Origin of the sequence: Mesorhizobium sp. WSM4976, from assembly GCF_029625685.1 — a bacterium.
Classification (GTDB): Bacteria; Pseudomonadota; Alphaproteobacteria; order Rhizobiales; family Rhizobiaceae; genus Mesorhizobium.
This window is the reverse complement of record NZ_JARTVT010000049.1, coordinates 1-24,440: the sequence shown is the minus strand read 5'-3', so window position 1 is coordinate 24,440 and position 24,440 is coordinate 1. Positions and strand designations below refer to the sequence as shown.

Sequence of the window (24,440 nt, the reverse complement as noted above, 5' to 3'; positions counted from 1 at the left end):
CGATCTTCCAGGTTGCCGACTACGGCCTGGTCGGCGATCTCTTCGTCATTTTGCCGGAGCTGCAAAAGGCGCTTTGAGCATGCTGATTGGCGGCCGAGGCAAGCCGACCGCAATTTCGTACTCAAGCTACCGTGGGGGGCACGCCCGGCATCGTTGCCGCCGTAAGGACCGCGCTCGCAGCATCTAGTGCCAATATCAGTGAGAGTGCGCAGTTCTGGGACCGGCATACCGGCCGCTTCCTCATGAGTATTGCCTTCACGATGCCCAAACGTGTTTCCAGGGAGGAATATCGAGAGCGCGCTGAAGCCTGCGGTCGAGCGGTTCTAGATGGCGACCACGATCGCCGGCCATGCCTATCGGCCCAGGATCATCGTCATGTCGAAGTTTGACTAAGCTATGCTACATCTGACCTACCATCGTTTGCAAGCCACTAGGACGGCAGGCGAACCTTCGAACTGGCGACATCCCTTACTACTGCTTGCCGGTCAATAGCGATAACAAGGCCGAGCAGGAGAAAAAGCTGCTCGATCTGGTGCGCGCGACTGGCGCCGATCTCGTTCTTCTTGCGCGCTATATGCAGGCCCTGCCGGACAAACTATCGGAGCGGCTCGATGGAAAGGTGATCGACATCCACGGTTCCTTCCAGCCGTCTTTAAGGGCGCCAAGCCCTACCACCAAGCGCACAAGTGTGATGTTGAACTCATCGGCGCGGCTGCCGATTACGCGACGGCGCACCTTGATGAGGGCCCGATTATCGAGCAGGAGACTGGACGCCACGCATGCCATGAGTGCCTGCGTTTTCGTGGCCCTGGCCGAGACATCGAAAGCCGAGTGCTCGCTCGGACTGTCAAGTTGTATCGGGAGGGCCGGGTGCTGCCTATGGCGTTGCCGACTTCACCGGCCCGCCCGGCTCAAGCAGTCCAGCTTCGGCCGCGACAAGTCACGGCACGCGGTCGAGAAATACAACAATCTCAACGTGGCGTAGATTAAACGTTGGAATTAGGCTCTTTTATGTTTTGACGGAAACGTATCTGGCCTTTTTGAAGTAGTTTCTGCGTTCGGTTCCCTCAATGATTTCGACGAGGCGGTCGGTACGGCGCCAAGTATCATCGATGGTTCGCTGCTGGGCTGCTGGCATCCAGCGGGCGGCACGTTGCGCCAAAGAGTTGAGGCCTCGTTACTTACTCGGCTAGAACACGATCGTCTTGTGGCCGTTGATCACGACACGCGACTTAAGGTGCAGCTTCACAGCGCGTGACAGGACACGGCTCTCAATGTCACGCCCGGTTGCCACTAGGTCCTCGGCGCTCATTGCATGTGTTACGCGTTCTGTCTCTTGTTCAATGATCGGGCCTTCATCAAGGTCGGATGTGACGTAGTGGGCGGTTGCACCTATCAATTTCACGCCGCGTTCGAATGCCTGATGATAGGGCTTCGCGCCCTTGAAGCTAGGCAGGAAAGAATGATGGATGTTGATGGCCTTGCCGTAGAGTTGTCGCGACAGGGAATCGGAAAATACCTGCATGTAACGAGCGAGGATTACAAGCTCAGCGGAACCTAGCCTGACGATCTCAAGCAGCCGTTCTTCCTGTTGGGCTTTATTCTCTCTGGTTACCGGCAAGTAATGAAAATCTATCCCGTGCATCTCCGCCAGATCACGGCATTCAGGATGATTCGACACGATTGCAAGGACCTCCGCCCTCAACCATCCGACCCTTATCTGATAAAGCAAATGCAGCAGAGCATGGTCGAATTTCGAGACCATTATGATGATCTTCGGTTTCCGTAACCTATCCCGGAGCTCGTAATCAATTCCAAGCCGTTCGACTTGCGTCGCCAGCGCGTCGGCGATGATTTGCCTCCCGATTTCGCGCGGCACCGAGAAAACGATCCTCATAAAGAACCGATTTGTATCCCGATCCCAGAATTGGTTGCTCTCCTCGATATTCGCCTGAAGTGCCGCAAGCTCCGATGTCACGGACGCAACTATACCGGGTCGATCGTGGCAGCTTAGCGTAAGAACAAAAGAGTCGGTTGACATCCGCGAAATCCGTTTCGTTTTGAAGGCAATGAGCGACTTGGGGAGAACTCGTTCCCAAGCCCCTTTGGTGATAGGCAAACAAGGTGCGACAGTTGCGTCCGGCATTCGCCGGTAAAGCGCTCACATCTTCGTTCGCTCGCCGGAGGGATCATAGAACGGCGCCAATTGCGCCACGGCTGGGAAACGCTCGCCAGCAACCTCGATTTCGAAACGGCCCTGCTTGATCCAATCAGCAGTAACGCCAGCATCAGCCAGGACGTAGCCCATTCCCAAGGACTGCTCGATACGGAACCCCCAACCGCCCGAGGTTATGGTGCCGACGCGCTCATCATCGCGCCATATCACCTCGTTGCCGATCAGTATTGGCGTATCATCAGCGCCACCAAGCGAGAATTGAAGAAGGCGCGAGCGCGGCGCCTTGCCTCGCTGGGCCTCCACGATATGACGTCCGATGAAGTCGTCCGGCTTGGTCCAACCAACGGCAAAGCCCAATCCTGCATCGATAGGGGTATCCTCGGCACCAATGTCGACGCCCATGAGGCGATAACCGCGCTCAAGGCGGCACGCGGCGACGGCGTGAAGGCCGGCATAGCGGAGACCGAACGGGCCGCCTGTCGATATGAGCAGGTCGTGAAGGTAACCGCACATTTCGGTTGGCAGCAGGATCTCATAGCCAAGTTCACCGACGAACGTCACGCGGGACGCGCGCGCCGTGACATGGCCAAGATTGATCTCGGCGGAAAAGCCGAAAGGTAATGCGTCGTTGGCGAGATTATCGTCGCTCAGCGATTGCAGCAGATCACGGCTTTTTGGACCCATGAGTGCCAGCAAACCATATGCGTTGGTAACATCCTGAATGGTGACGTCGGCGCCTTCAGGCAGATGATCGTTCAGCCAGACCATGTCGATGCGCTGGTCCGCGAAGCCGGAGATCACGATGAATTCGTCGGCCCCGAGACGGGTAACGGTCAGATCGGCTTCGAAGCCACCTCTTTCGTTGAGCCAGGCACTGTAGACGACCTTGTTGACCGGCACGTCTATGTCCGCCGCCGATATGCGGTTGAGAACTTTCAGTGCATCTGGTCCCGATATCAGAAATTTCGCATAGGCCGACTGATCGATGATTGCCATCTCGTCGCGGATTGCGAGGCATTCCTGGCGCACATAGGGATACCAATCTTGGCGCCCCAACCGGTAGCTGAACTCAACGTCGGGCGGCGCGAACCAAAGCGGGAACTCCCAACCGACGCGCTCACCCATCCTTGCTCCTGCGGCCTTCAGCTCATTGTGCAGCGGCAGGCGGCGGACCCCGCGCGCGCTCGTCAATTGCCGCCCTGGCCACGGCATGTTTGCCCAAATGCCGATGGACTCCTTGACGCGTTCTTCCATGAAATACCGGTTCGCTTGAAACGGCATCGATCGCGAAAGCGCAAAGGCATGCATGTCGATCGGGCTGCTGCCCTTGGCAATCCACTCGCCAACGACCTTGCCCATGCCGGCCGAGGACATGATGCCGCTCGAATTGAAGCCTGCCGACACGAAAAGTCCTTTGACCTCCGGCGCGGGCCCGATGAGATAGCGTCCGTCGGCCGTGAAGCTTTCGGGACCGACAAAGAAGGTCTGGATGCCTGCCGATTCCAGGGAGGGCACGCGCCTGGCGGCAAGGGCGAGCTCATTTTCATAATGTTCGTAGTCCTCCGGCAAGCTGTCGAACTCGAAATCCTCTGGAATTCCGTGCGTCGCCCAGGACTTGCCGCGCGCCTCGAACAATCCAAGCAACAGCTTGCCAGCGTCTTCCTTGTAGTAGGCTCGCTCCTCCAGACTAACCAGGATGGGCAGCTTGGGATCCAGGCCCGTAATGGGCTCTGTGACCATGTAGAAATGCTCCGCCGCGTGCAGGGGAACGTGAACCCCTACGGTCCGAGCCAGTTCGCGTGTCCACATGCCACACGCCAGCACGACCATCTTGCCTTCAACAGCGCCGCTTTCGGTTTCGACCCCGACGATGCAGTCGCCCCGCTTGATCAGGCTGGCGACCTTTGTGTCCTCGAAGATCTTCACCCCTTCCTGACGCGCGCCCTTTGCCAGGGCCATGGTGTAGTCGACAGGACTCACCTGGCCATTTTCGGGGAGATGGGCAGCACCGAGCACATCATCCACATTGAGGAGCGGCCATACCTCCTTCAATTCTTGCGGACTAACCATGCGCGAGGGGATGCCAAAATATTCCGCAAGCGAAACCGAGCGCCTGATCAGGTTAAGGCGGTCCTCGTTCAAGGCGATCTGGTATCCGCCGTTCTGCTTGAAGCCCGTTGCCTGGCCGGTCTCGTCCTCGAGGCGCCTCATCAGGTCCATGGCGTACTTCATCAGATCCGCCTGGGCGCGCACCGGGCGCATCCTCCCGATGATGCCAGCCGCGTGCCAGGTCGTTCCCGACGTGAGCTTCTTGCGCTCGAGAAGGACGACATTGCGAACGCCAAATTTCGGAAGATGGTAGGCGATGGCTGAGCCGACAATGCCACCACCTACGACGATCACATCGGCCTTTGAGGGAAGTTGTTTGGTCAAGCAGTATCTCCTAAATGCTGCTGCATGATCAGGCGTGCGGACGCTGCGTGCCCTTCGCGTTGATCGGTTCGAAAAGAACAGAATAGGCATTCTCGACCATGCAGCCCGCCACGTCGTTGCCGAGGCCCCTTTAGCCTGACCGCGATGATCGAGGGCAAGGATCGACGCTCGCCCTTTCCCTTTGAGAAGCCAAAGGCAGCGACTTCGTCACATATCGGCTTGCATTCTGGGAGCGACCGAAAATAAAACAATTCCATATAATCTTTAAACAGAGGATAGCCGAGCTATAGGATGGCCCTGCCGATTAGCCCCTTCAAAGGCATTTCGGAGTTCTTGGCGGTCGGCGAGACGATGAACTTCACCGCGGCCGCGAGGCAGCTGGGCGTGACTCCGGCTGCCATTGGCCAATCCATCAGGAACCTGGAGGCAAAGCTCAGCGTACAGCTGTTCCACAGGACAACCCGTAAGGTGCGGTTCACTCCGGCCGGCCAGCTGCTCTACGATCAGGTTTCGCCCGCCGCAGCGGATGTCTTCGACGCCCTGACCAGCGTGAGCAATCTGGGCAAGGGCATCGGTGGGGTCTTGAAAATCTGTGTCCAGACGCTTGCGCTTGAATCGACGGCACGCCCGCTCATTCAAAGATACCGAAAGGCGTTTCCAGAAATCGGCATCGAACTGGCAGTCCGCGACGGTCCGGGAGATATACTGGGTCTCGGATACGATATTGGGATACGGCTAGGGGAGTTCCTCCAGCCAGACATGAAAGCCCTGCGCGTGGGAAAACCGATCAGCTGGGTGGTCGCAGGTTCCCGCGCATATTTCGATCGTCACGGCCGCCCGACGATGCCGGAAGACCTGCTTGAGCACCGCTGCATCCGATATCGCTGGCGTGGTCACGAATCGCATTACAAATGGGAATTTTATAGGGATCGCCGCAAGATAGTCATCGACCCTAACGGGGTCATGACTTTTGAAGATCACCTTTCAATGGCCCATTTTGCAAGAAATGGCGAAGGCTTGATTTACACATACTATGACTTGACGCGAGGCGACATCGAAGCAGGAAACATGGAGTGTGTCCTTACAGAGTATATGCCAGAGCCAGACTTCCTATATGTGTGCTACCCATCCGGCCGCAAGGACCCGAGAATTGCGGAATTTCTGAACATCGCGAGGCAACGCTCCGCTTTGGCACTCTAGGTCAACGGATCAACGCGTCCGACTTGGAGAAGGCTGGCTGGCGATCATGCGACGCTGCGGCCGCCTTCGCAAGGCAGCGTTATTCCGGTCGTCCAGCGTGCCTCGTCGCTAAGCAGGAACAGCGCGGCGCGGGCCATATCGTCCGGGTGCGCGATGTAGTTCATCGGAAACTTGTCCGCCAATCTGGCCCTGTCATCTTCGGTGGTCTGCCAATCATCAAACATTTCCGATCGTGTCGGTCCGGGTGCGATGGCGTTCACGCGAATGCCGCTGCGGGCATAGTCCAGTGCAACGCATCTAGTCAGCGCTGACAGTCCCCATTTGCTGGCAGCGTACATGCTGTTTCCGGGAGCGCCTATGAGACCGGCAATCGACGATGTGTTGACAATTGCTCCGCCTCCGGACTTCAACATTGCGGCGGTCTCGTGCTTCAGGCACAGAAAGACACCGCGCAGATTGGTCGTGAGGACTGCATCCAAGTCCTCGACCCTGGCCTCATGAATAGGCAGGCGAGGGGCATGCACTCCAGCGTTGTTGAATGCTCCGTCCAGGCGTCCATATCGCGCGACAGTGAAATCGATAGCCTCTGACACGGAAGCCTCGCCACGAACATCGCATTCGACGCAAGCTACCGAAAACCCTTGCTGCTCGAGTTCTCGTGACAGCGCCTCAAGCTTTTGGCGCCGGCGAGCGGCGGCGACGACCTGAGCGCCCTCGCGCGCGAACAGGCGAACGGCAGCGGCACCGATGCCGCTCGAGGCCCCGGTGACAAAAATCACTTTGTCCTTGAGACGTTGCGAGGCGAAGTCCAGCGGCGGAAGATTCAGATAACTCATGAGGAAGGTCCTTCATGTGGATTGGCTAGTCTCCACCGGCCCTCGAACCTGCACGGCGACAATCAACCGGTGTGGCGTCGAATGGCCCAGCGCGTGTCGTGTGCCATCCGATGGCGGATATACTCAAGCGCCGCCATACCGAAACAATGGCCGATAATGTTTAGACAGTGGGTAGTTCAGCTTTAAGATGGCGAGGCCAACCAACCTCCATACGCGATCGTGCTAGATCGCGGCCTTGTGCAGCCTCGGCCAGCTGCCGACTCCCCGGGGAAGGCCGGAAACCTTGCCGGAACTCCAGGATCGATACGGCGTCAGCTTGAGCGGGCATCTACCCTGCTTCCACCCGTGCGGTCGGTACGTTGGCGTCGCGTCGCCCATGCCATCGAAAAAAACGCTGGCGCCAGAATAATTCGCACGTTAATTACTGGATGCCTGCGCTGGCGCCGGTTGCGGAACGGTGGCGGTTCGGCACGGCTGGCGATGGAGTAATTCTCTGAGGATCGCGATCCCCCAAAGTGCGGTGCTCGGCGATGTGCTTGAACGGGCCCGTCGTCTGGTGGTGCACGCTGGGCATGAATTGACCTCGCCTTCGCCGATCCCGAACGAATGGGATCGACTCCTCGAGGAAGTGGACGTCATCGTCGCGACGCCGCGTCTGCATATAGACCGCGCACACATGCGGCAAGCAAGGCGGCTTCGTTGCATTCTATTTCCCACGATCGGAGTTGATCCGCTCGATGTAAGGGCGGCGACGGAGCTCGGCATAGCTGTAGGTCACGGCGCGCCCGCTGAGAGTGTCCACAGCATGGCTGAAGCAACGGTGACGTTGATTGCGGCCCTGATGCACCGGCTGCCGCAGAAGATGTCAGTTCTGCAGGCAGGTCTCTGGCGAGAGCCTATCGTGCTTGGGCGCATGCTTCGAGGAAAGGTCATCGGCTTTGTCGGCTTCGGGCGTATCGGACAGGCGACTGCCGCGTTGCTAGTCCCCTGGGGCGCTCGCATTCTCTTCAGCGATCCCTTTGTTCAGGAGTCGAGCGGTGGCGGCAAAGCGACCGCGGTGGCACTCGACAGGCTTCTGCGGGAGAGCGATGTCATCTCCCTGCACACGGCACTGAGCGCCGACACATTCGGTCTGATAGGCCAGCGTCAACTTGGCCTCATGAAGCGCGATGCCGTGTTGGTCAACACGTCACGCGGTAACCTCATCGACGAAGGAGCGCTCGTTGCCGCCTTGGAATCCGGCAGCCTCGCCGGCGCGGCGCTCGACGTGTTTGCCGAAGAACCCCTCAGCATCGATCATCCCCTGCGGCGTCTTCCCAACGTTATTCTGACCCCTCACGATATCGGCCATACAGAAGAACTGATGGCCGCGCTTGGCCGAACGCTGATCGAGAACCTCGAAGCGGTGCTAGGGGGCGGTCCGCCGCTTCACTTGTTCAATCACGATGTGCTGCGCCTGTGGTCACAGCGCTTCAATGGAGCACAGCATGAGCCACTCTAGCGAAATTCTGCAACGTCGAGCACGGCTGCTGGGAGCTAAGTCCCAGCTCTTCTATGACGATCCAGTCGAACTGGTCCGTGGCGAAGGCGTATGGGTCTATGATGCGGAGGGAAAGCGATATCTCGACGCTTACAACAACGTGGCCCATGTCGGACACTGTCATCCGCATGTTGTCGAGGCGCTGCATCGCCAGGCAGGCCTTCTGAACACACACACACGATACCTGCATACCGCCATTCTCGACTATGTCGAACGGTTGGGAGGCACTTTTCCTGCCGGACTTTCATCGGCGATCCTGACCTGCACGGGCAGTGAGGCCAACGATATCGCCTTGCGGATGGCTCAGGCCGTCAGCGGGCACATGGGCATAATTGCCACCGACGCGACCTACCATGGCAACACCGCCGCGGTCTCCCAGATCAGCACTCGAATGCCGCCGATCGGCGGGCCTGCGCCTTATGTGCGGCTAGTAGAATCTCCCGACAGTTTCCGCCACCCCGAAGACCTGCAGAGCGGTCGACGGTTCGCCGAGGAAGTCCGCAAGGCCGTTGCATCGCTTGCTGAGAAGGGCATCGGCATATCCGGGCTGATCATCTGTCCATTGCTCGCGAATGAAGGTTTTCCGACTCTGCCCAGCGGCTACTTCGACGAAGCGATCGGGGTCATAAGGGCAGCGGGCGGCCTGATCATTGCCGACGAAGTCCAGGCGGGCTTCGGTCGCAGCGGCAGTCATTTCTGGGGGCATCAACATGCGGGTTTTACGCCCGACATCGTGACCATGGGTAAACCCATGGGCAACGGGCATCCGGTTGCTGGCGTAACGACCACGCCGGAGATAATCGCAACGTTCCGCGACGCATTCCGCTACTTCAACACCTTCGGCGGCAATCCGGTGTCATGCGTGGTGGCCAACGCGGTGCTTGACGTTCTCGATCAGGAGGATTTGCTCGCCAACGCCAAGGCGGTTGGCGCCGAGGCGCTCGAGATGTTGCGTCCCCTCGGTGAACGGCATCGATGTATCGGCGAGATCCGCGGTTCAGGCTTCTTTTTCGGCGCCGAGATCGTATCTGATCGCTCCAAAGCTGAGGCGGCGCCCGAGCTGGCAAATGCGATCATCAACGAAATGCGGCGGCGCGGCGTCCTGATCGGTAAGACCGGGATCTACGGCAATGTGCTTAAGATAAGACCGCCGATGCCCTTTTCTCGTGAGAACGCTGCCCTGCTGGTCGAAACTCTCGACAAGGCGATCGCAGCAGTGCTGCCATGAAGGCGCCAAAAAGGGCATTGCACTCCCCCATCGACATTCTGAGCGAAGTCGCTCGCGACGCTCGCAGTATCTGGCCGCTCGATGAAAGCGAGCCGGAACTGCTCAAGTTTCGCGAGAACGCGGTGTTTCGGGTCACGTTAGCCGGTGGCCGATCGGCGGCGCTGCGAATCCACAGGCTCCGCTACCATTCCGACGCCGCACTACGCTCCGAACTGCAGTGGATGGCTCATTTGCGATCACACGGTATAGCTGCTCCCGAGCCGATCCCGTCGCGACAAGGAGATTTGCTTTCTCACATCGCGGCGGCCGATGGTGAGGTTCGGCAGGTCGACTGCCTTAGCTGGCTGGAAGGAGATGCATTGGGTCAGGCGAGAGTTCCGCTGCTGCATGGGAGCGAGCGGCTGGCCGCGATCTTTCATGAACTGGGTAGGACGATTGCCAGTATGCACAATGCGACGGCGCGATGGCGACCGCCGGCGGGCTTCCAGCGGCATCGTTGGGATTTCGACGGCTTCTTCGGCCGAAACCCCAACTGGGGCGAGTTCCACACGTCCACCCTTATTGCAGCCGAGCAGCGCGAGATGGTTGCGCGTGGTCGCCTGAAGGCCATGGATATGCTTTCGGACTATAGAATCAGCGACCGGAACTTCGGCCTGATCCATGCCGATCTGGTGCGGGAAAATCTCCTGCTTCGGGGCGACACGGTCCAGGTCATCGATTTCGATGACTGCGGATTTGGATGGCACATGTATGATCTCGGGGTGGCGCTCTATCAAAACCAGCTGGAGCCAGCATATCCGCTTATCAAGGCCTCGCTTCTGGAGGGCTATAGCCTGGAGCGATCGCTGACCGAGGATGACCTTAGTCTCTTGCAGACATGCGTCACGGTTCGCGCGTTCGCGCTGCTTGGATGGATGCAGTCACGAGCCGACAGCGACATAGCCCGGGAAGCTGGAGGGGAGATCTCAGCCACTGCGTGTGCCGTGATCGAAGCCTATCTGGACGAGGGATAGGCCACCCGCTCAAGCAGGAAACGCGCGGCAGTCCTCGGGATCACAGAATATGTCGATATTGCTGCCAGGCTCGATCGTGACTTCTGATCTTTGATTGACGATCTTCGCGATGAAATTATCCGAGCCAGCTGCGTCGATCTTCACGCGGATATGGTCACCGTGGTAGATCGTGTCGACAACTTTGCCCGCGATGCGATTGGCCTTCGTTGACGAGCACTGGCCCAGAGATATCCGTTCGGGCCTGACCGAGAGCGCGACCTTCTTGGCTTGCGCCGGCACGGTATCGCAAATCGCACGCAGCACCTCTCCAGAGCCGAGCCTCACCGAGCAGGTTCCGTCCTTGCCCGTCTCTACGACCTCGCCTGTGAACACGTTGTTTTCGCCAATGAATTGGGCAACGAAGGCTGTCGCGGGCCGCTCGTAAAGTTCTTTCGGCGTCGCCAATTGCTGGATCACACCTCCGTTGAAGACCGCAATGCGATCCGACATGGTCAATGCTTCCGATTGATCATGCGTCACATAGACCACGGTGGTGCCGAGCCGATCATGAAGTGCCTTGATTTCATATTGCATCTGCTCGCGCAGATGCTTGTCCAGCGCGCCCAAGGGTTCATCCATGAGCACGACCTGCGGCTCGAAAATCAGCGCTCGAGCCAGAGCGACGCGTTGCTGTTGTCCGCCCGACAATTGCGCGGGACGGCGTTCGCCGAAGCCTGACAGCTCGACCAGGTCTAGCGCTGCTTTCACCCGCGTCGAGATTGCGGATTTGCCGACGTTGCGTACCTCGAGCGGGAAGGCGAGGTTCTGCGCAACGGTCATATGCGGAAACAAAGCATAGCTCTGAAAGACCATGCCGATGCCACGATCGTGGGCGGGAACCTGCGTGATGGGTTGGCCATCAAGCAGTATCTCGCCGGCGGAAATATCCTGGAAGCCGGCAAGCATCATCAAGGTGGTTGTCTTGCCAGATCCGGAAGGGCCGAGCAGGGTCAGGAATTCGCCCTTGAAGACATCAAGATTCAGGTCGCGTACGACGTTTATTGCTCCGTAGGATTTCTGGACCCCAATGAAGCGCACCAGGGGTGTCGCGGCATCGGACTGTTTGGAGAGTGTAGCCGGGCTCACGACTGACTCACGAATTTGCTGACGAGACAGGTTTCCAATCCTTCTATGCCGTTCTCGGCACCGTGGCCGCTCTCCTTCACGCCAAGGAACGGGGTTTCCGGAAACGAGATGGTGAAGCTGTTGATGCCGACCATACCCGCCTGAAGGCCGCTGGCCAGGTTCTTGGTCACGGCGGTGTTTTGCGAAAAACCGTAAGCGGCCAGACCATATGAGAGCCTGTTCGCCTTCTCGATCCCGACTTCGATCGAGTCGATCGGATTCAGCAGCGCGACGGGGCCGAACGGTTCTTCATTCATGATCCTGGCAGCCTCAGGAACGTCGGTGAGCACAGTCGGTTCGAAGAAGTAGCCTTCATTGCCTCGGCGCCGGCCGCCGGCACGGACCTTTGCGCCATGACGCTCGGCATCGGCGACAAGTGTCTCGATGGCGCCGATACGCCGCTCATGCGCGAGCGGCCCCATTATCGTACCTTCGCCGAGCCCGTTGCCCACCGGGATCGTGCGCGCCGCCGAAGCGAACCGCTCGGTGAACTCGTGGTAGATCGCCTGGTGCACATAGAACCGGGTTGGCGAGACACAGACCTGACCCGCGTTGCGATATTTCGCGAAGGCGGACAACTTGACGACCGCGTCGAGGTCGACGTCGCGATCGATGATGACCGGTCCGTGCCCTCCCAGTTCCATCGTGGTTCGCTTCATGCCGGACGAACATAGCGACATCAGATGTTTGCCGACGGGAACCGATCCGGTGAAGGAAATCTTTCTCACGACGTCTGATGCGATGAGATATGACGAAATGTCTGCCGGTACCCCAAAGAGCATTGAGACAACACCCTTCGGCAAGCCTGCGTCGTCCAACGCACGAACGACTGCGGTTGCGCTTGCCGGAGCCTCTTCCGGTGGTTTGAGGATGCAGGAGCATCCGGCTGCAAGGGCGGCACCGAGCTTGCGAGCCGGATTGACGACTGGGAAGTTCCAGGGAGCTATAGCCAGTACGGGACCGACCGGTTCCTTCACCACCATTTGCGTCATACCATCGATCCTCGAAGGGATCACTCGGCCATAGCTGCGCCGGCCTTCCTCTGCGAACCACTCCAGGGTTTGCGCTGCTGCCTCTGTTTCGATGCGCGCCTCAGCAATCGACTTGCCTTCTTCCTGCGTAATCAGTCCTGCGATCGCGTGAAGGCGTTCGCGGATCAGGCTCGCGGCACGGCGCAAGACATCCGATCGCGCCAGAGGCGATTGTTTTCTCCAAAGCTCGAACCCGGATGCCGCCGATGAAAGCGCGGCATCCATGTCAGCCCTTGTCGCGACGGGGAGGTATCCGAGAGTGGCCTCGGTTGCCGGGTTGACCACCGGCATGCTGTCGCGCCGGCCAATGTCATGCCACTCGCCGCCGAAAAACAGCTTCAAGACTGGGTATGACTGCATCGAAGAATCTGCCAGACCGCTCATGCCGCGCGCCTCGCGGCTGCAGCGGACTTTGCACCTCGAACCAGATCGACCAGCGCCATCGGATCAGCCGGCGTTGTGTCACCGCGCCATGCCACGTGCTGATCGGGGCGGGACAGCACCAAGGCGCGATCGTAGACGTCGGTGGCTGCTTTCGAAGTGACGTCCAGGAGCTTGAGCGGCAGGCCGCGCGCCCGTGCTGCCTTCAGGAGATCCGAGACGTCGATGGATGGATCGAAGCGGAGCAGCGTGTAGTCCGCACCCAGTGCATCGTAAAGCGAGCTGCCATCATCCAGCCAGATGTGGGGCGTTCGGCACCCCGGCACCGTCGATGGCGTGAAGTCAGCCATGCCGTAGATAGGTTGCGCCTCCCCGTCGTAAGCGATGATCGGTGAGTGGTCGTAGAAATAGCCGAAGTTCAACCCGCCGCAGCAATATTGCTGGACGTTGAGGTCATAGGCCAGCTTGCCCAGCTTCTGTCGCGCTTCGGCGCCGGCGGGCGTGTCGTCGTCGATGCAGTCCGGCACGTCACCGCGCTGCTTGGAAAGCGCGATCGCGTGGTTCATGGCGAAGTGAGAAACCTGCTCCGTGATCGGCAGCCGCTCCTGCTCGTGCGCGTCGAGGATTTCAGCAGGTGCCCAGCCATTGAGATGCGCGGCAAGCAGCCATGCCAGATTGGCCGCGTCGGCGATGCCGGCGTTCATCCCATAGCCCGCCATCGGGACCCAAAGATGGGCTGCATCACCGCAGATGAAGACACGCCTGTCCCGGAACCTGTCCGCGACCAGCCGCCGGCCTATCCAGTCTTCCTTGCTTAAAATCTCATAGGAAAAGGACTGGTCGACGCCGAGTATGGCGCGGATCGCCCAGTCGCGATCGACAGCATCGAAGTCTTCCTCTTGCGGCTTGAGATAGTTGTGTATGAGCCAGTCTTCACGGCCATCGATCGCGTAGACATTGCCTGACCTGCGAGGGTTGAGCGAGAAAGTCGCCCAGGCGGGCACTTGCCCGCTGAGGGCCAGCAACCCCGGTGCCTTGATGTAGGTTGACTGGACGCGCTGAACGACGGCTGTACCGGCCAACTGAGCCCCGATAGCTTTGCGCACCCACGAGCGCGAGCCGTCGCAGCCGACAAGGAACTTTGCCCTGATACTGACAGGGACTTCGCCATCGATCAGACGACCACTTGCCGCGACGCCATTTTCATCCTGCTCATATGAATCGATGATGATCCGGTTGAGCAGCGTCAGCCCGGGGACGCCGCGCGCGTGTTCGAAAAGAACCGGCTCAAGGTAAATCTGGTTTATCCGGTGCGGCGGCTCCGCGGTAGGCCACCATGTGTCGGGGCCTCCTTTCGCGGTGTATCGGTCCCGGCGGCATGGTATGGGAATGCGGGACAGTTCCTTCCCGGTGAAACTAACGCGGTAGGAAACATCGTTCGGGTAGTCGGAGGGCAGGCCAGCGTCGCGGAGCTTGTGAGCCACGCCAAACCTTCTGAATATCTCCATGGAGCGGGCCGACACGTGGTTGCACTTCACGCTGGGCGGCTCGCCCTCGGTCCGCATTTCCGCGACCAAGGTTTTGATCCCGCGGTCGGCCAGTTCCATGCCGAGCGTCAACCCAACCGGGCCGCTGCCCACTATCAATACATCCGTGTCGAATTTCATAACCCAAAGCCCGTGGATAGAGGAATTCACGCGTCGGCGGTTGTTGCCAGACGGCGGCTGCGTCTTTGAATGAGCTGGATCACCAGCATCAGCACGATGGACACAGCCACCATCACAGAAGCTGCGGCTGTAATGGTCAGGCGGAAGCCGTCTACGCTTGCCGCCAGCATCTGGCGCGGAAGTGTCCGCTGCTCAGGCCCGGCCATGAAAAGTGCGATGACCACGTCGTCGAAGGATGCCGAAAAGGCGAACAGAGCCCCACTGATGACGCCGGGGAATATCAGCGGCAAGGTGATGCGCCGAAAGACAAGCGGTGGCCGCGCCCCAAGACTTGCACCCGCGCGAAGGTAATCTGGATTGAAGCCGGACAGGCTGGCCGACACCGTCACGATAACGAAGGGCACAGCGATAGCCGTGTGCGACAGGATCAAGCCGAGATAGGTGTTGTTCAAATGGAACGGCGCCGAGGCGTAGTAGACCGCGACTCCTGTGATGATCACTGGAACCATCATCGGCGAGATCAACAGGCTGAGTAGCAAGCCCTTGCCTTGGAAGTCTCCCGACCAGATCCCAAAAGCCGCGGGCACGCCAAGAACCAACGACAGCGCGGTTGCGAATAAGCCGACTATCAGGGAATTGAAAAGCGACCGAATCCAGAACGGTGAACTGAAGAGATCGTCGTACCAGCGCAGGCTCAGGCCATCGAGCGGGAAGTGAAAGAAAGAACCCGAGTTCACCGACAAGGGCAGGAACACAAGGATAGGCGCTACAAGAAAGATGCATGCTAGAGTGCTGACGACCGGCACGCCCCAGCGACAGGCAATTTGTAGCGGCGTCAGGCGTAGCGCTTTGGCCATGTCACGAGACTCCGACGGTCTTGTTGCCGGCAACCGCCCGGTAGATCAGGGAAAGCAAAACCACAGCGATCAGCAAGATGAGGGAGAGCGCCGCCGCAAGGCCCCAGTTCGAGCTTTTGGTGACATAGAAGGCGATCGTCGGCGCAATGGTCTGGTCGCTGGGATTTCCGAGTAGGAGTGGGGTGATGTAAGCACCCAAGGCCTGGATGAAAACAAGCAGGCACCCGGATATGACACCGGGCATGACGAGCGGCAGGTAGACGCGACGAAACACCGTGTATGGTCTAGCGCCCAACGAGGAAGCTGCTTGCAGGAACCCGTGGGGGAAGTTCTTCATGACGCTGAAGAGCGCCAGCACCATGAAGGGCAGCAGGATGTGGGTCATTCCGATGTAGACGGCGGCGCGGTTGAACATCAGGTCGAAGGGAGCACCGGCCAGGTGAAGGCTGGACAGGAAGGCGTTGATCACGCCTTCGCGCTGCAGCAGGACGGTCCAGGACAATGTCCTCACCAGAATGGACGTCCACAGCGGGAGAAGCACAAAGATCATCAGGAGACCCGCACGTTTCGGTGGCGAGCTGGCGATGAAATAGGCGAGCGGAAATCCTGCGATGAGGCAGATAAGGGTGACCGAGGCGGCCATTATCAAAGTTCGAGACAGAAGCGATAAAAACAGGGCCCTGTCTGCCGGGACCTTTTGAATGGCACCGCGATCGTCTCGCTGCAGATCGGTAGCAGCCAGAAGGTTGGCGTCGGTGAATGGACTCACTGAGCGCTTGATGGCAGCCCAGGTTGGCACCTGCCCCCATCGACCATCGACGGCGACAAAGTCCTTGGTCGACATTTGCGCGGGGCTCTTCTCGACCGCGTCCGAGGTCTTGAAGAGAAGTGAGCGGAAGCCGGGCATGGCGATGTTCAACTTGACTGCCGCCTTGGCCAGGGTGTCGGTTCCGGCCAACGTTTTCAGATCGTCCTGGAGTGCTGCAAACGTTGCTTCGGGAGGCAAGCTCTCACCGTCAAAAGCGCGAAGCGCCACCGCGGTATTGGGAAACGCTCTGGCCACCGTCGGCTCCCAGACGCTCTGCCACAGCACAAGCGCGATGGGAGCGAAGAATGTCACAATCAGGAAGCCGAACAGAGGCGCGACGAGCCCAAAGGCCCTGACATTGCGCCATCTCTTGGAGCCCACCCGGCTTCTCGTCTGTCCAACCATGCACTTGGCCCTGAGAGGATGGATGTCGCGCGACCTCCATCCTCTCGATTGTGGTTACTTTCCGATCAGAGTGGTGAAACGCTGGCTCAGCGCGTCATAGTTATCCAGCCAAAACTGCGCGTCCGACTGGATCGCGGTCTTGATGTTGTCGGGATTGGCTGACAGAACGGGAAGCACCTTCGGATCCACTTTGGCGATCGCGTCCGTATTGGGCACCGAAATACCCATCTTAGAGGCAAGTTCGGCCTGCCTGCCAGCATCCGTCGCGAAGTTCAGGAAGTCATAGGCGGTATCGAGGTTCGGCGTTCCCTTCGGGATCGCCCAGTAGTCGATGTGACGGATCGAATTGTTGTTGACGACCTTGTTCTTCAACCCGGCGTTCAGGTTCGTTGCATTGATGCCGCTGTCATACGTAGCAATCATCGCCGCCTCGCCACTGGCAAGCATCTGCCGCGACTGTCCTGGATTTGTGTACCAGATGATGTTCGGCAGCAGTTCCTTGATTTTGGCGAAAGCGCGATCCTGTCCCTCCGGCGTGGCAAGGACCTTGTAGACGTCGCCAGCCGCCACACCGTCGGCAAGCAGCGCCGCCTCCAGCGAGTCACGCGGGTCGCGATACAGTGCGCGCTTGCCCGGCCACTTCTTGATGTCCCAGAAATCGGCCCAGCTTTGCGGCGCCTCGGGCGTCTTTGCCGGATCGTAGGCAATCGACATGTTGTAGAGGATCTCGCCGACGCCGCAGTCGAGCTTGGCGTCCGCAATCAGCTTGTCGGCATCCTTGATCTTGGAATAGTCGATCTTCTCGAAGAGCTTCTCCTGGCACCCTTGGATCACCTCGATGTCCTCGGCAGCGACCACATCCCAAGTATTGTTGCCGCCCTCAATGCGGGTGCGGACGACGCCGATACCGTAATCGCGCGAATCCTCGACCAGCTTCACGCCGGTGGCCGCAAACGGGTTGAAGTAGATTTCGCGCACCATGTCCTGCACCAGGCCACCGAAATTGGCGACGGTGATCTGTTTTTGCTGAGCCTCCACGGTCCAGGCCGTGGCCAGTATGGCCGCGCCGCCCAGGCACAGGCTTGCAATGTAATGTGTCAGTCTCATCGGTGTTCTCCTCTCTGTTTAGGAGCCGCAGCTCCGGTCCCCATCAGGCAACGTTTATGTTGAGGACGGCCTGGCGTCCCTGTTTGTCGACCGCATCGAACGCCCGCTGAAACGCTCCAGCAATCTGGTCCGTGCGGTCGACACGCTCTCCGTAGCCGCCGCTGGCCGCTACGATGACTTCGTAGTCGGGCGAAGGCTCGAGATAGGTGAAGGCGGCATTCTTGTTCGATTTCGTGGCGCTGTCGGGATACACCGCCAGAGTTGCGCGGCGTACGGCTGCCCACATGCTGTTGTTCAGGATGACCGTGAGGGTCGGGGCATCATTGGCGCGCGATACGAAATGAGCCGGCGTGGGGTTGCCAAACATATAGGCGCCATCGCCCACCAGCGTGATGACACGCCCATGAGGCGCAGCGAGCTTCATGCCGAGCGCCGCGCCCAGGCCCCAGCCCAGTCCTCCAGAGCTCGGCGCGCCAAAATAGCCACCCGGTTCAATATTGAGCAGGTCCGTTGGGAAAGCCGTCTCGACGAAGATCCTGTCGTCGGGGCGCGACAAGACTGCCAGCACGCGCGCGACATCGTCATAGGTCGGAAGCTCTTTCTGCCCCGTTTGCCTTCGCTGTGACTTTTCGAAGGCAGTCCGCTTGCTCGCGAGCCAGATACGCCGTGCGTCGGTGACCTCGCTGTCGCTCCGTGGGATCTTAGCGAGAGCGCCAAGGGCCGCGGCGGGATCGCCGGCGATCGAAAGGTCGGAACCAAACCCTCTGAGCGGGTAACGGGAGAAATTTGGGTCGTAACCGAGATGAATGATCTTCGCGGTCGCGCTCGGATTGTGATGCAGTGGGATCCAGGGGACATCACAGGCTGCCACGATGACGAGATCGGCTTCCTCGACCAGAGGCCCTGGTTCAAAGCCGACGAAGTTTGAATGCGCTAGGCTCAAGGGCATGTAGCGCGGCCGGTGGGTCGTTACCGCGATATCGTGCTTGGCAAGCAACGCCGACAGCGCTTCACGCTCTCTGACTTCCCGGCCCAGGCCTCCGGTAACCAAAAGTGGTTTCCTTGCGCCCTTGAGCAGGTCGATCGCGCCTGCGATCGCTTGCGGGTCCGGCGCCGGTGTAGAAACCGGCGAGAAGATCCGCTGGCCCGAATGAGACGCCGGTTCGCCAAACGTCTCGCGAGGCAGCGTCAGATAGATCGGCCCGCGAGGGTGCGCCATGGCTATTGAAACCGCTCGTTCGACAACCATCTCGACCTGGTCGCCGCGACGAAGCTCATAGTCCCATTTGACAGCTTCGCGAACCATGGAAGCCTGGTCGAACATCTCCTGCGCCCAATGGATGAAGGCGTTGCGCGAAGCCGTCGAGCCCGTCTCGGTTATCGGGTTTCTGCCGGCGCATAAGATAAGCGGGACTTCCTCGCGGGCAGCATTGATCAGTCCGCAGACTGCGTTGGCGGTCCCGACATTGACGTGAACCATGATTGCCTGTGGACGACCCGTGGCCAAGTACGCACCATGAGCCATGGCGACGGCCAAATTTTCGTGCGGCACCGTGATTGGAACAGGCAGCAGCGAGGGATAAGGATGCGTCGCGTAGGCTTCGATGACCGCGGCGAAATCCGTGCCGGCGTTGCCGAACAGATAGTCGACGTCCAAGCGCTTCAACGTTTCCAGGAACACTGCGGCGGCGGTGAGTGTGGCCGAGGCCGGAGGGGGTATCGCGTTCACGTCGTCTCTCCGATGTTGCGGCCAGAGCGACGGATCAGTGTCGCCTTTATATCGGTGAACTTGTCGAAAGCATGCAGTGAGCGGTCGCGGCCGAAACCGGATTCCTTGAAGCCGCCGAAGGGCATTTCCACGTTGACGCCACCAGCCGCGTTCACGAACACGCTGCCGGCATGGAGACGTTCGCTAGCATACAGGGCCTTGTCGATGTCACGCGTCCACACCGCGGCGCCGAGCCCGTAGCGCGTGCCATTTGCGATCTCGATCCCATGATCGAGGTTCGAGATCGATATCACTGCCAGAACCGGACCGAAGACCTCTTCCTGAGCCAGGGCCGAGGCCGGGTCGACTTCTGTCGCGATAGTCGGCCCGAGGTAGGAACCTTGTGCGGGCTTGGCGGCGCTGCGGCCGTCAAGACGCAATACCGCCCCATGCGTCGCCGCATTTTCGATGGCCGCGGTGATGCCCGAGAGCTGATGCGCATTGACCACTGGACCGAGATCGCTGTCGAGCTTCAACGGGGAGCCCGTCCGCAAAGTCGATGCGATTTCGACGACCCGTTTTACGAAGTCGTCATGGATCGAAGCTTCCACCAGCAGCCGCGACGGCGCATTGCAGATCTGGCCCTGGTTTCGAAATATAGCGCGCGCGGCAGTCTGCGCGGCTTCCTCGAGGTCGGGTGCGTCGGCCAGGACGATGTTGGCCGTCTTGCCGCCGCATTCCAGGCTGACTCGCTTGAGGTTGCTTTGGCCCGCATATTGCAGGACCAGTCCACCGACCCGACCCGAGCCGGTGAAGGTCAGCGCATCGACATCGCGATGAAGCGCCAGGGCGCGGCCCGCGGTTTCGCCGCGCCCTGTGACCACATTCAGGACACCGTCCGGGACGCCCGCTTCGCTAGCGAGCTGCGCAAGGCGCACCAACGCCAGAGATGCATCCTCGGCAGGCTTCAACACGACGGTGTTGCCGCTTGCCAGCGCTGGCCCCAGCTTCCAGGCGGCGATCATAAGCGGGAAATTCCATGGAACGATCACGCCGACCACGCCGACCGGAACCTTGGCGATCAGGCCGGTTTCGCGCTCCGAAAGCGGCAGCAGTTCATCGCTCAGCTTGTCCAGGGCTTCGGCATACCAGCGGATGGTATTTGCCGCCTCGCCAGCATCCATGTTGATCGCCATGGACACCGGCATGCCCATGTCGCGCGATTGCAGGACGCCAAGTTCGAACTGATGCCGGGCAATAACTTCGGCAAAGCGCAGCAAGACTTTCTTGCGCTCGCGCCGCCCGAGCCCCGACCAGCGGCGATCGACGAAGGCACGGCGTGCGGCTACAACGGCTGCGTCGACGTCTGGCGTGCCGGAGTCGGGAAAGTCGGTGAGCACAGCTCCGTCTATCGGCGAAACCGATTTCATCCGCCGCCCGTCAATCGAGCCCACATCCTTTCCATCGACAAACGACATCACGGGCGCAAGCTTGCGCGCTGCCTCATTGTCTATACGATCCTGAAGCTCCTGAGCGCTCATCAGGCCGCGGCCTTCCTCTGCTTTTCAACCACGGCCACCGCACGATCAATCGTGTCCACGATGGTCGAGACCTGTTGCGCCTCAATAGTGAGCGGTGGTGAAAGTATGATCTTGCTAGCCATCACGCGCACGACGACACCGAGTTCGAGACATGTGTCGGCAAGCAATTTCATCTCGGCGTCGGCCGGACCGAAAGCCTGCTTGGTGGCTTTGTCACGAACGAGCTCGATGCCGACCATGAGCCCCCGCCCGCGCACATCCCCGACAATATCCGAACGCGACGCGACTTCCTTCAGCCCACCGAGCAGTTCGGCGCCTCGAGCCGCGGCATTCTCCGGCAGCTTTTCTCGCACCACGATGTCCAGCACCGTGTTGGCGGTTGCGCAAGCCAGCGCGTGGCCGCTGTAGGTATAGCCGTGCATGATAGGAAGGGGCTTTTCGGGATTGTTCCAGGCAGCGGCGATCTTGGCGCTGACCATCGTGGCCCCCAAGGGGATGTAACCGGCGGTGATGCCCTTTGCCAGGCACATGATGTCGGGCTTCACGCCCCAAAGGCGGCAGCCGAACATCTCGCCGGAACGTCCAAAACCGGTCACGATCTCGTCGGCGATAAGAAGGACGCCGTGGCGATCGCAGATCTCGCGCAGGAGTGGCCAGTAGTTTTCCGGAGGCACGATGACGCCACCTGCGCCCTGTATCGGCTCAGCGATGACGGCCGCAACGGTGTGTGCCCCCTGATAGACAATTTCGCGCTCGAGCTGCTCGGCGCAAATTCGCCCAAGCTCCTGCGGATTTTCGGTCCACGGGTTCCTGTAGAGATAGGGGCTGTCCACTTGGAAGAACCCGGGCAGAAGCGGCTCGAACGCCTGTCGGAACGGAGGGTTTCCTCCCGCCGACAGGCCACCGAAATGCAGCCCGTGATAACCATATTTCAGCGAGAAGATCTTTACGCGCTCGGATTGTCCATTCAGGCGGTGGTATTGGCGCGCCAATTTGATGGCTGTTTCCACCGCGTCGGAGCCGCCGCAGGAAAAGAGAACCTTTTCCATCTGTTCGGCCGCCAGCAACTCGCATAGCCGGACCGACAACTCGATCTGCGGCGGGTTCGACGTCTTGCCGAACGTCGTATAGTAGGCGATGCGATCAAGTTGCTCGACGATAGCGAGTTTTACCTCGTCGCGGCCATGCCCGATATTCACATTCCATAGCCCGCCGACGGCGTCGAGGTAGGAGCGGCCTTCAATATCGTCGACGAACACGCCCTTGCCCTTGCTGATAATGAGCGGCGGAGACTTCGAGGTCTCCTGCGGCGATATCATCGGGTGAAAGATGTGCCGGGCATTGTTCGCCTTGATGAAGGATCCGTAGTTCTCAAAGTCCATGTCCGGCGCTCGTCACTTTTGTTGATAATAAATCAACGGCGTTGTTTATATATCTACGCTACGATCAATCCTCGAGCCTGTCAATCGAGGTTGGAGAGTCTGCGGATCAGTTCACTTGAGGGAGAAGAATTTGTCGCCGGTAACGCGGCCGGCGAGGCTCTCGCCGATCCGACGAGCGGTCTCCAGCACGGCTGGCGCCAAGCTGGCAATGTCGTCGACGCTTCTGCGTTGCGCGGGCGCCGCGACCGAGATGGTGCAGGCCAGATTGCCGTTGCCGTCCCTTATCGGGCTGGCGATCGCTCGCACGCCGGCCTCGAATGTTTGATCGACAACCGCAAAACCGTCGCGACGGACCTTTTCCAGCCTGGCTTCCATATCTACGGGCGACACCGGCGGCGCTCGCTTGTCGCGATTGGCGATTGCCAACAGCGGCTCCCATTGCGCCCGGTCCATCGTTGAAAGAGCGGCCATGCCTGACGAGGTCACATGAATCGGAAATCGCTCGCCGATGAAGAAGGAAACCCGCACCGGCTGCGACGCCTCGACGAAGTTAAGGCAGACCATTTCGCCGGCATCCAGGGCGTGAATTGCGACCGACTCACCCAGGGATGCGCTAAGGCGCTGAATTTCAGCGGCGGTGTTCGCCAGGAAATGAAAGCTGGCCATCCTGGCCGCAGCTATGTCGAGGACCGCAAACCCCAGCCTGTAGCGTTTCGTGTCGGGATCCTGTTCGACGAAACGCTCGGCGATGAGGGTCTTCAAGACCCGGTGCACGGTCGCCTTGTCGAGACCGAGGCGCCGTGCAATTTCGCTGACGCCCAATTCGGGCTCGTTTTTGGAAAACTGCCTCAGGACAGAGATCGTGGTTCGAACGGTTTTCATTTGTCTTGCATATGGGCTGATGCGTTTCAGCGATGGCGCCGGGCGTCGTTTGGGCCAAGCCTTATAGCGCTCGGTATGGTTGCACGGAAGCTGGCACGTTGCCCGGCTCGCAAGTGCGACGATGGGTTGCAGGATAATAAACGACGTTGATAACAAATCTACGAAGGAAATCGTAATTGAGGCGGTCCTGGCGCATCAGGACAAGAATGCCATCCGGCGGACCTACAACCGAGGCACCTATTGGGAGCAGGGGTGATGCTAATGCAAGAGTGGGGAGATTTGCTAGAGGCACTGAAGGTGGCCCGTTAGTCTACGCGCGTCCCACAATCGGCTCGCTGCTCCTCCAGGTGCCGTAATAGTCCCCAGCGCCATAAGCACTTAGGCTGCTCACTGGGCGGCAGCCTCGCGCTCAGGTTCAGGCTCTCGGGCTAGGGCGTCACGTGTTCGAATCTCGCTCTCTCCCTTTCGACGACGGCATGCTCGACACCTGTCGCTGCGAGCGTGTCCTTCACCATCTCTCTCCACGTGACGGGCAAGAAACTATCGCCGAGGCCCGGAGAGTGGTGCGCCCCGGCGGGCGCAGCGTCGTCTCCGATAGCGACTGGTCTACCTTGTTCATTCGCATAACACCAGCTTTGAGCGCCGGCTTGTTCGACTTCGTCTGGCCAGCTTGCAGAACCCCTTCGCCGCACGGCGTGTGAAAGAGCTGTTTGTAAACGCGGGCATCAATGTCTCCCACATAGATAGCACGCCAATAGAGCTGACTCTGGAGCGCATCGATCTTCTTCTCGGTGAAGTTTGCAGCCGACTGCCCCCAAGTCACATGCAGGCGTCTGGATCGTAGTTGCGGGGCGCCGTGGGCGGTCACTTCGTCCTTGCCGTAGCCCATGCGCCGCAGCGCGATCTCGGCAACCATCAGAACAGGTCCAGAGCAATCTCGGATTCTGTAGATATGCTGTAGATCAGCCGTTTTCCGGAGTTTGTCAGGATCGACTAAGTCGTTGATGCCCTTCCCGAGAGATGGGTGACAGTTCATTCCGGATAGATGGGTTACACTTTTGGCCCTTTGCAAGGAGAGCAA

General features: G+C 59.6%; 20 protein-coding genes. 5 read left to right on the top strand and 15 right to left on the bottom strand.

Features of this window, described 5'->3' with window-relative positions; translation table 11 throughout:
• The coding region (locus P9272_RS34175) for a hypothetical protein (RefSeq protein WP_278164533.1) at nt 1-227 on the bottom strand (227 nt) is incomplete at its 3' end.
• Between the two features lie 251 nt (nt 228-478).
• Between P9272_RS34175 and P9272_RS36135 the strand changes: the two genes are divergently transcribed.
• Entirely contained in the window at nt 479-985 is a 507-nt protein-coding gene (locus tag P9272_RS36135) for a formyltransferase family protein (protein WP_347404086.1), read from the top strand.
• 204 nt (nt 986-1,189) lie between these two features.
• Here the strand turns inward: P9272_RS36135 and purU are convergent, their stop codons facing one another.
• Nucleotides 1,190-2,041 carry a formyltetrahydrofolate deformylase gene (gene purU, locus P9272_RS34165; protein ID WP_278164531.1) on the bottom strand — a complete coding sequence of 284 codons (852 nt, stop codon included), beginning with the start codon at nt 2,039-2,041 and terminating at the stop codon, nt 1,190-1,192.
• A 120-nt stretch (nt 2,042-2,161) separates the two neighbouring features.
• Nucleotides 2,162-4,609 (bottom strand): FAD-dependent oxidoreductase, encoded by a 2,448-nt coding sequence (locus P9272_RS34160; RefSeq protein WP_278164530.1) that lies wholly within the window; start codon nt 4,607-4,609, stop codon nt 2,162-2,164.
• A gap of 291 nt (nt 4,610-4,900) precedes the next feature.
• Here P9272_RS34160 and P9272_RS34155 point away from each other — a divergent pair, with 291 nt between their 5' ends.
• The gene (locus P9272_RS34155) at nt 4,901-5,809 is read left to right on the top strand and encodes a LysR family transcriptional regulator (protein WP_278164528.1); all 909 of its coding nucleotides are present in this window, start codon (nt 4,901-4,903) and stop codon (nt 5,807-5,809) included.
• Between the two features lie 44 nt (nt 5,810-5,853).
• On the opposite strand, the gene P9272_RS34150 is transcribed toward P9272_RS34155, so the two are convergent.
• Nucleotides 5,854-6,645: an SDR family oxidoreductase gene (locus P9272_RS34150; RefSeq protein WP_278164526.1), complete on the bottom strand. Its 792-nt coding sequence runs from the start codon at nt 6,643-6,645 to the stop codon at nt 5,854-5,856.
• Nucleotides 6,646-7,165: 520 nt separating this feature from the next.
• Here P9272_RS34150 and P9272_RS34145 point away from each other — a divergent pair.
• From P9272_RS34145 to P9272_RS34135, 3 genes are read left to right on the top strand one after another with little or no spacing between them, the layout of a single operon-like run.
• Nucleotides 7,166-8,146, top strand: coding sequence for an NAD(P)-dependent oxidoreductase (locus tag P9272_RS34145; protein WP_278164524.1), 981 nt, complete (start codon nt 7,166-7,168; stop codon nt 8,144-8,146).
• Complete coding sequence (locus P9272_RS34140) at nt 8,133-9,413, top strand: aminotransferase class III-fold pyridoxal phosphate-dependent enzyme (RefSeq protein WP_278164522.1); 1,281 nt, start codon at nt 8,133-8,135, stop codon at nt 9,411-9,413. Before P9272_RS34145 ends, P9272_RS34140 begins: the two co-directional genes overlap by 14 nt.
• Entirely contained in the window at nt 9,410-10,426 is a 1,017-nt protein-coding gene (locus P9272_RS34135) for a phosphotransferase (RefSeq protein ID WP_278164520.1), read from the top strand. The genes P9272_RS34140 and P9272_RS34135 overlap by 4 nt, the downstream gene beginning before the upstream one ends.
• Nucleotides 10,427-10,435: 9 nt before the next feature.
• Here P9272_RS34135 and P9272_RS34130 read toward each other — a convergent pair whose 3' ends face one another.
• From P9272_RS34130 to P9272_RS34080, 11 genes are all read right to left on the bottom strand, one after another.
• Nucleotides 10,436-11,551, bottom strand: a complete 1,116-nt coding sequence (locus P9272_RS34130; RefSeq protein WP_278164518.1) for an ABC transporter ATP-binding protein — start codon at nt 11,549-11,551, stop codon at nt 10,436-10,438.
• On the bottom strand, nt 11,548-13,005 hold the full coding sequence (locus P9272_RS34125) for an NAD-dependent succinate-semialdehyde dehydrogenase (RefSeq protein WP_278164516.1): 1,458 nt from the start codon (nt 13,003-13,005) through the stop codon (nt 11,548-11,550). The genes P9272_RS34130 and P9272_RS34125 overlap by 4 nt, the downstream gene beginning before the upstream one ends.
• Entirely contained in the window at nt 13,002-14,669 is a 1,668-nt protein-coding gene (locus P9272_RS34120) for an FAD-dependent oxidoreductase (protein ID WP_278164514.1), read from the bottom strand. The genes P9272_RS34125 and P9272_RS34120 overlap by 4 nt, the downstream gene beginning before the upstream one ends.
• A 26-nt stretch (nt 14,670-14,695) precedes the next feature.
• Nucleotides 14,696-15,526, bottom strand: a complete 831-nt coding sequence (locus P9272_RS34115; protein ID WP_278164512.1) for an ABC transporter permease — start codon at nt 15,524-15,526, stop codon at nt 14,696-14,698.
• A 1-nt stretch (nt 15,527) separates the two neighbouring features.
• Nucleotides 15,528-16,715 carry an ABC transporter permease gene (locus tag P9272_RS34110; protein ID WP_278164509.1) on the bottom strand — a complete coding sequence of 396 codons (1,188 nt, stop codon included), beginning with the start codon at nt 16,713-16,715 and terminating at the stop codon, nt 15,528-15,530.
• 78 nt (nt 16,716-16,793) lie between these two features.
• On the bottom strand, nt 16,794-17,846 hold the full coding sequence (locus tag P9272_RS34105) for an ABC transporter substrate-binding protein (RefSeq protein ID WP_278164508.1): 1,053 nt from the start codon (nt 17,844-17,846) through the stop codon (nt 16,794-16,796).
• 43 nt (nt 17,847-17,889) lie between these two features.
• Nucleotides 17,890-19,575, bottom strand: a complete 1,686-nt coding sequence (locus tag P9272_RS34100) for a thiamine pyrophosphate-requiring protein (RefSeq protein WP_278164506.1) — start codon at nt 19,573-19,575, stop codon at nt 17,890-17,892.
• Nucleotides 19,572-21,095 carry an aldehyde dehydrogenase family protein gene (locus P9272_RS34095; RefSeq protein WP_278164504.1) on the bottom strand — a complete coding sequence of 508 codons (1,524 nt, stop codon included), beginning with the start codon at nt 21,093-21,095 and terminating at the stop codon, nt 19,572-19,574. The genes P9272_RS34100 and P9272_RS34095 overlap by 4 nt, the downstream gene beginning before the upstream one ends.
• Nucleotides 21,095-22,477 carry an aminotransferase class III-fold pyridoxal phosphate-dependent enzyme gene (locus P9272_RS34090; protein WP_278164502.1) on the bottom strand — a complete coding sequence of 461 codons (1,383 nt, stop codon included), beginning with the start codon at nt 22,475-22,477 and terminating at the stop codon, nt 21,095-21,097. The genes P9272_RS34095 and P9272_RS34090 overlap by 1 nt, the downstream gene beginning before the upstream one ends.
• Before the next feature lie 111 nt (nt 22,478-22,588).
• The gene (locus P9272_RS34085; protein ID WP_278164500.1) at nt 22,589-23,515 is read right to left on the bottom strand and encodes an IclR family transcriptional regulator; all 927 of its coding nucleotides are present in this window, start codon (nt 23,513-23,515) and stop codon (nt 22,589-22,591) included.
• Between the two features lie 352 nt (nt 23,516-23,867).
• Nucleotides 23,868-24,440, bottom strand: a 573-nt coding sequence (locus P9272_RS34080) for a hypothetical protein (protein ID WP_278164498.1), incomplete at its 5' end; no start/stop codon positions are given.

Coding starts and splice junctions, on each gene's coding strand:
- P9272_RS34095 (WP_278164504.1), bottom strand. CDS start 21,095: ATGAGCGCTCAGGAGCTTCAGGATCGTATAGACAATGAGGCAGCGCGC.
- P9272_RS34125 (WP_278164516.1), bottom strand. CDS start 13,005: ATGAGCGGTCTGGCAGATTCTTCGATGCAGTCATACCCAGTCTTGAAG.
- P9272_RS34140 (WP_278164522.1), top strand. CDS start 8,133: ATGAGCCACTCTAGCGAAATTCTGCAACGTCGAGCACGGCTGCTGGGA.
- P9272_RS34090 (WP_278164502.1), bottom strand. CDS start 22,477: ATGGACTTTGAGAACTACGGATCCTTCATCAAGGCGAACAATGCCCGG.
- purU (WP_278164531.1), bottom strand. CDS start 2,041: ATGTCAACCGACTCTTTTGTTCTTACGCTAAGCTGCCACGATCGACCC.
- P9272_RS34120 (WP_278164514.1), bottom strand. CDS start 14,669: ATGAAATTCGACACGGATGTATTGATAGTGGGCAGCGGCCCGGTTGGG.
- P9272_RS34135 (WP_278164520.1), top strand. CDS start 9,410: ATGAAGGCGCCAAAAAGGGCATTGCACTCCCCCATCGACATTCTGAGC.
- P9272_RS34105 (WP_278164508.1), bottom strand. CDS start 17,846: ATGAGACTGACACATTACATTGCAAGCCTGTGCCTGGGCGGCGCGGCC.
- P9272_RS34115 (WP_278164512.1), bottom strand. CDS start 15,526: ATGGCCAAAGCGCTACGCCTGACGCCGCTACAAATTGCCTGTCGCTGG.
- P9272_RS34155 (WP_278164528.1), top strand. CDS start 4,901: ATGGCCCTGCCGATTAGCCCCTTCAAAGGCATTTCGGAGTTCTTGGCG.
- P9272_RS34150 (WP_278164526.1), bottom strand. CDS start 6,645: ATGAGTTATCTGAATCTTCCGCCGCTGGACTTCGCCTCGCAACGTCTC.